This is a genomic window from Desulfosalsimonas sp., from assembly GCF_046483245.1.
Classification (GTDB): Bacteria; Desulfobacterota; Desulfobacteria; order Desulfobacterales; family Desulfosalsimonadaceae; genus Desulfosalsimonas.
In genome coordinates, this window is the sequence record NZ_JAWODO010000140.1 from 1 (window position 1) to 7122 (window position 7122).

Sequence of the window (7122 nt, forward strand, 5' to 3'; positions counted from 1 at the left end):
ATAGGCAAAGCCCAGCCCGTAGAGGATCAGCAGCCCGATGATGTCCCGGGAAAACAAAAACCCCACGTTTAACCACACCTCCTTGCCGTGCAGGTCCTGGCCCATCCATGGAAACACGTAGGCCCGGCCGAAAAACAGCCCCAGAAACAGAACAAACGACACCGGAAAAAATGCGGCAAAGGATTCAGCCAAAGCCGAGAGCCGGCGGCTCCAGCGGGCGTGCACGGTATTCATCATAGCGGAAAACACCAGTCCGCCCTGGGCCACTGCGGAAAACAGCAGAAAATTGACCAGATAAGCCCGCCAGGCGGCTTCGGGCCTTCCCAAAAGCAGACCGGCCGCAAAAGCGGCCACCCCCAGGCCCGCCAGCGCCAGGCAAACCGCATAAATGCGCTTTATTGACTTTTGCTGATTCCGGATCTGCTGAGTCACGATTCCCCGCCTGTAGCCGATTGTTCGGGCACTTCCGCGCCCAGTTGGGTTAAAATTGCCCGAAGTTCATTTTCTTTGTCCAAATCGCAGTCCACCACCACCCCGAACCGGTCAGAGGAACACCGGGTGACCCGGTGGGGCAGATCCTGATAGGCCGGCAGCCGGGCCAGCAGAATCAGGCCGAGCACGTTTCCAAACACGGCAAACAAAATCGTGAACTCAAAGCCCACGATAAAAAACGGCACATAGGACAGCACCGGCTTGCCGCTGACCATCAGGTCCCAGCGCGTGGCCGTAAAAACGGCCAGAAAATATCCCAGAAAAAATCCGATAAACCCGCCCAAAAGCGTAAACCACCCCACCATGCTTTTTTTGACCCCAAGGGCCTTTGATATGGCCTCGCTGGGAATGGGGCCGCGTACGTCTGCAACAGACCAGCCGGTATCGCGCAGGGTCAAAATGGCTTTGGCCGCCCGGCTGTCGTCTGCAAAAAGGGCGGTTAACTGTGTATGGCCGCTATTCATGGGCTGTTTCCTGATGCTGCAGTTCCTTCATCTCGGTCATGGAAATGGCCGGCAGATGCTTGACAAACAAAAAGTAAAAAAAGAAAAACAGGGAAAAACTGCCCAGCATGATCCCGTACTCGATTGCCGTGGGCGCATATTGGCCCCAGGCATTGGGCAGAAAATCATGGGCCACGCTGCTGATGATAATCACAAACCGCTCAAACCACATGCCGACATTAACCACGATGGAAATCCCAAACAACCAGAAAATATGGGTGCGGATGCGTTTGAAGAAAAACAGCAGGGGCACAATGGAATTGCAGACCACCATGATCCAGTAGGCAAGGGTGAACCCGCCGGTGGAACGGAATGAAAACACCTCCATTTCCACGGTGTTCTGACTGTACCAGGCAATGAAATACTCAGTGCCGTATGCAAAGCCCACGATCAGGCCGGTAAACACGATGGTCTTGGCAACGCTTTCCAGCACGTGCATGGTGATGATGCGCTCTGCCTTAAAAATCTTTCGCATGGGGATCATCAGGGTCAGCACCATGGCCAGGCCCGAGTGAATGGCGCCGGCCACGAAATACGGGGCGAATATGGTGGTGTGCCAGCCCGGGATCACGCCCAGGGCAAAATCCCAGGATACCACGCTGTGCACGGATATCACCAGGGGCGTGGCAAGGGCGGCAAACAACAGATAGCCCCGGGTGTAATGCCGCCAGTGCTCGTATCTTCCGGTCCATCCAAGGGAGAGCACGGAAAACACCTTTTTTCGAACACCCGTGGCCCGGTCCCGGATGATGGCCAGATCCGGCAGCATGCCGGTGTACCAGAAAAGCACGCTGACAATCAGGTAGGTGCTGATGGCCACCACGTCAAACATCAGCGGTGACTGGAAATTGGGCCACAGGGTGCGCTGATTGGGAACCGGCAGCATATAGTAAACCATCCACACCCGGCCCAGGTGGATAAACGGAAAAAGGCCGGCCGTGCACACGGCAAACACGGTCATGGTTTCAGCCGCCCGGGCAATGGGGTTTCGCCATTCAGCCCGCAGCAGGTACAAAATAGCGGAGATCAGGGTTCCGGAATGGGCAATACCCACCCAGAACACGAAATTGATCAGATAGGTGCCCCAGTTGACCGGGCTGTTCTGGCCGCCTGCGCCGATGCCCACCATAATCTGCCAGCCCCAGCAGAAAGCGCCCACCAGGACCCCGCAAAACAGCAGTCCCACCACGCCCCAGTAAAACCGGCCCGGCGGCTCCAGAGTGGCGGCAACAGTGTTGTCAATCTCCTGAAATGAAAGTTTTTCCATGGCCTCAGATCTTGTGCACCACTTTTTTGAGATAAATCACGGCTGGCTTGGTGTTCAAATATCCCATGACCTGATATGCCCGGCGATCCCTGACCATCTGTGATACCCGGCTTCCCTCATCCATGAGACTGCCGAATACCAGGGCGTCTGTGGGACAGGTCTGCACGCATGCCGGGGTCACCTCGCCGTCTCTGATCTTTCTGCTTTCATCCTTTGCCCGGCCGTGGGCCGCCTTGATGCGCTGAACGCAAAAGGAGCATTTTTCCATAACCCCCTTGCTGCGCACCGTGACATCCGGGTTGAGCTGGAGATTTAACGGTTCCGGCCATTTCCCGTCAAACCAGTTAAAGCGCCTGACCTTGTAGGGGCAGTTCTGGGCGCAGAACCGGGTGCCGATACACCGGTTGTAGATCTGGTTGTTTAACCCCTCCTTGCTGTGGTGGGGAGCGTAGACCGGGCAGACCGACTCGCACGGGGCATTGTCACAGTGCTGGCAGAGCATGGGCAGAAAAACGAAGTTTCCCGGATCATCAATCTGCCAGTAGCGCTCAATGTGGATCCAGGACATTTCCCGGCCGTTGATGATCTGCTCTTCTCCGGCCACGGCCAAGTTGTTTTCCGCATAACAGGCCGCCGCACAGGCGCTGCACCCGATGCACCGGTCCAGGTCCACCACCATGGCCCAGCGGTAATCCTCGTGATCATGCGGGGGGTAAAAATCCCGGTGCTTGTCATAGCCCTCGGGCAGGGGCAGGGTCAGGGGAAAATCGTGCATGGCCAGTCCGTGTTTTTCCTTACCCGCCGGTTTGGTCAGCTCGTCTGCGGAAGCAGTGAGCGCGATTTTGCGGCCATGGGGATCCATGCTGCCGGCAGTGGCGGCAAGCTTTTGCTTTTGGCCGGTTTTTTCCACTTCCAGGGCACCAGTCTGGCAGACGGCAATGTCTGCGGCAAATCCAGGTTTCACGGAAAAAAGCGAAAACGCGTTTGCCCCCTGCCCTTTTGCATACCTGCCCCCGGCGGTGTGCCCCTGGCCCGCCTGAAGGCCGATCAGCCCGGGATGAATGTCTGATGTTTCATACACCGGCGCCTGGATCTGTCCGTGGACGGTGCGGACGCGCACCACGTCCTCATGGGAGATGCCAAGCTTTGCCGCGGTGTCCGGATGCACCAGTACCGGGCTCTGCCAGGCCACCTGGGTGACCGGGTCCGGGATTTCGCAGGCCCAGGGCAGATCTGCCGCACGCCCGTCAAAAAAGCGCACAGACGGCAGGGCGGCAAAAAAAATCCGCTGCAAATTGCCGGAAGCGGAAATCCTGGTGAGCCATTTTGCAAACGCGGGCTGCTGCAGCCGGGGCTTTTCATGCGCCTGTTTTGGCCGGAGCAGATCAAACAGGCCGCCTTTGCGCACGGCCTGCATCCAGGTCCGGGCATCAGAGACCGGGTAATTCTGCTGCACATGCGCAAGGAGCCGCTCTTTGGCGTTTGCGGTGTTTTGCGCTGCCTCCGGGAAGATCTGCAAAAACACATCCGTGATACAGGGCGCGCCGTGAAGGGATTTCATAGCCGGCTGGCAAAGAGAAAGCAGGTCCGGGTATGCCCCATACTCGTCCCAGGATTCCAGGGCCAGGCTGGTGGGAAAAACCAGGTCCGCGCATTGGGCGGTCTCGTCCATGAAATTGGAAAAACAGACCACAAAGGCATCGGTCTGGTCAAGACGCTCCTTTATCCCCGGTCCAAGGACATATACGGGATTGACCTGGTTTAACAACACCACATCCGGGGACTCGGCGCCGACGCGATCGGAAAAATCCAAAATCTGCAAGTGGGATGCAGCCCTTTGAATCCGGTGCGGCCGGGTAAAATCCATTTTTTCAAGACCCGGGTCCAGCAGGTAGTTGAGCAGGTTGACCGCAAACTCGGTCTGCACGTCACAGGTGTCGGCCGCTGTTGCCGGGCCGCCCAGCACCAGGGGGTTGTCCGCCTCTGAAAGGGCCGCGGCCAGGCGCTGCCAGGCATCCGGGTCTATGCCGGACATGGCGGTGACCTGGTTGGCGTCAAAGGGATCTGAAACCGCCCGGATGGCTTTTGCGGTCTCTGCCGGGATGTCTCTGGGCGGTTTTTGTTCCATGACCCGGCGGATCAAGCCCAGGCATACGGCCGCTTCAGTACCCGGGACGCAGGACAGCCAGCAATCGGCATTGGCCCCGGTAATGCCCCGCCAAGGGCTGACATGGAAAAACCGGCCCTTTGCAGACCCCTGCCAGGCGTGCATGGTTTTAAACTGCCGGGCATATTCCACCGGCGAAAGCCAGGTTTCGCAGAAATCCGCGCCAAAGCCCAGCAGAAGGTCCGCCTCACGGATCTGCCAGGAGCCGATGGCGTTTACGCCGAAAACCTGCTGGTTGGCCGCCCTGATCTTTTCAAAGGAAAAGGGCTCAAAAACAAGGGGCTCTGTGCTGTTTGCCGCTGCAAGGGCTTTTTTGAAAACATCCATACGCATGTCGCCTTCAATGCCGGTGATCATGCGCACCCGGTTTTCGCCTTTGGCTGCCGCGGCTTTTGTTTTTTCCGACAGCAGGGCCAGGGCCCTGTCATATTCGATGGTTTTCCAGGTGTTGTTGTCCCTGATGCAGGGCTTTTTAAGCCGGTCCGGATGAAAAACTTCCTGGAGGGCGGCCTGGCCGCGGATACAGAGTTTGCCTTTGTTGATCGGGTGCAGCGGGTTGCCTTCGAGCTTGATAACGCGCCCCTCCCGATTTTTGGCCAACACCCCGCATCCGGCCGGGCACTGGCGGCAGGTCGAGGCATACCAGCTGGCACTGCCGGGCATCATGTCGTCTTCGAGCCGGACCAGGGAATAGAGGTTTTTCTCATTTTCCAGGGTGCATGCGGAGGCAAACGCCAAGCTCCCCATACCCGCAAGTTTCAAAAAGGTTCGACGATCCATGCGCCAAAACCCCTTTACTTTTTGGTAAACTGAGAGCTCTCGGTGGAGTCGGCCATGGCGCCGGTGGCGGCCTTGCCGCCGGTGATGGTGGTCATGACCCGGTCAAAATAGCCTGTGCCCACAAATTTCTGATGGGTGGTGGCCATGTAGCCGTCCTCCTTCTCATGTTTGAACTCCTCCTGCTGGAAGCGCGAATACGCTTCCATGCCTTCGTCGCGATAGCTGCGGGCCATTTCGAACATCCCCAGGTTCAGGGAATGGAACCCGGCCAGGGTGACAAACTGGAACTTATAGCCCATGGCCCCCAATTCCCGCTGGAACCGGGAAAGGGCGGCACTGTCAAGGTTGGCCTGCCAATTAAAGGAAGGCGAGCAGTTGTAGCAAAGCAGCTTGTCCGGGTATCGGGCGCGGATGCCTTCGGCAAACTGCCGGGCCTGGTCCAGATCCGGCACCGAGGTTTCGCACCAGACCATGTCCGCATACGGGGCATAGGAGAGGCCCCGGGCAATGGCGGATTCAATGCCGGGCTGAATCCAGTGATATCCTTCATCCGAGCGCTCCTGGCTGATGATAAAGGGCCGGTCCCGCTCGTCAATGTCGCTTGTCAAAAGCTTTGCCGCATCCGCATCCGTGCGGGCGATCAAAAGTGCGGGCGCCCCGCAGATATCTGCAGACAAACGGGCGGCAATCAGCTTGGTGATAAACTCCCGGGTGGGCACCAGGACCTTGCCGCCGAGATGGCCGCACTTTTTGGCCGAAGCCAGCTGGTCCTCGAAGTGGACCCCTGCGGCCCCGGCCTCGATCATGAACTTCATGATCTCAAAGGCATTTAACGGCCCGCCGAATCCGGCCTCGGCATCTGCGATCACAGGGGCGTACCAATACGGCCCGTCCTGCCTGCAGTCCAGCACCTGGATCTGGTCGGCGCGCTTAAAGGCGTTGTTGATCCGGCGCACCACGTTGGGCACGCTATTTGCCGGATACAGGCTCTGGTCTGGATACATTTCGCCCGCGGTATTGTTGTCGGCCGCCACCTGCCATCCGCTGACATAAATGGCCTTCAGGCCCCCTTCCACCTGCTGTACGGCCTGGTTTCCGGTCAGCGCGCCCAGAGCCGGCACAAACTCCTCAGTGTGCAGAAGCCGCCACAGCCGCTTGGCACCGGCATCGGCCCATGAGTACTGCACCGGAAGCGTTCCCCGCAGGTGCAGGGCATCAGCAGCCGTATACGGCCGGGTCACGCCCTTCCACCTGGGATCGCTCTTCCAGGACTGTTCCAACTGCTCGATTTCCTGTGTATCGATGAGGTGACAGGACACCTTTGATTCAAGCTCCACGGCCTGCTCGTTGATGGTCTTGATCATAGGGCTTCCTTTTCTCCAGGGGTTGAATGCATGAATCCGCGCACATCAGCTGTGACGCTGCAGCGATTTCACAGAAAAGTTAATTCCGGTTTGCATATTTTGCACATGATTTTCTACTTCATGCAAACGCCGGAGAAAAAAATCAAGAATCCAGGCAGAAAAAAAACTGGTCCGAATCTGAATTCTGGCTTATAAAAACAGACAGTCATGGGACAAAGGCATTAAAAACCAGATTGCCTGCCCCCTAACAACCTGAAAAGGAGACACGCCCCTGGACGGAAAAGAACACGTCTTTTTGTCCATGGCAGAGGCGATTGACGCCATCCGCACCGATTTTTACCAGTACCCACCCCAGCGCCGCCTTTTCATGGACCTCTGCCCACTGATTCTGGGACCGGAAATTACGGTCGCAGATGATCCCCGCTACCACTGCATGTGGATATCCAGGCCGGGCCGCAGGCGCAAAAACCGCATGCGTCGCACCACAGCCCGGGAACTGGGAGGAATCCTGCTCAACGCACTGGAAAATGCGCCCCCGTCAGCCGAGGT

General features: G+C 57.8%; 6 protein-coding genes. 1 reads left to right on the forward strand and 5 read right to left on the reverse strand.

Annotated elements, in window-relative coordinates:
- From R6U41_RS11945 to aceA, 5 genes are all read right to left on the reverse strand, one after another.
- A partial coding sequence (locus R6U41_RS11945; protein ID WP_410270061.1) for a hypothetical protein occupies positions 1-432 on the reverse strand: 432 nt, incomplete at its 3' end.
- Complete coding sequence (locus R6U41_RS11950) at positions 429-956, reverse strand: DUF3341 domain-containing protein (protein ID WP_410270062.1); 528 nt, start codon at positions 954-956, stop codon at positions 429-431. The genes R6U41_RS11945 and R6U41_RS11950, both read right to left, overlap by 4 nt.
- The gene (gene nrfD, locus R6U41_RS11955) at positions 949-2262 is read right to left on the reverse strand and encodes an NrfD/PsrC family molybdoenzyme membrane anchor subunit (protein WP_410270063.1); all 1314 of its coding nucleotides are present in this window, start codon (positions 2260-2262) and stop codon (positions 949-951) included. The genes R6U41_RS11950 and nrfD overlap by 8 nt, the downstream gene beginning before the upstream one ends.
- A 4-nt stretch (positions 2263-2266) precedes the next feature.
- A complete protein-coding gene (locus R6U41_RS11960) occupies positions 2267-5209 on the reverse strand; it encodes a 4Fe-4S dicluster domain-containing protein (RefSeq protein WP_410270064.1) in 2943 nt (980 codons plus the stop codon).
- A gap of 14 nt (positions 5210-5223) precedes the next feature.
- Positions 5224-6570 (reverse strand): isocitrate lyase, encoded by a 1347-nt coding sequence (gene aceA, locus R6U41_RS11965; protein ID WP_410270066.1) that lies wholly within the window; start codon positions 6568-6570, stop codon positions 5224-5226.
- Positions 6571-6874: 304 nt separating this feature from the next.
- On the opposite strand from aceA, the gene R6U41_RS11970 reads away from it, so the two are divergent.
- The coding region (locus tag R6U41_RS11970) for a hypothetical protein (protein WP_410270065.1) at positions 6875-7122 on the forward strand (248 nt) is incomplete at its 3' end.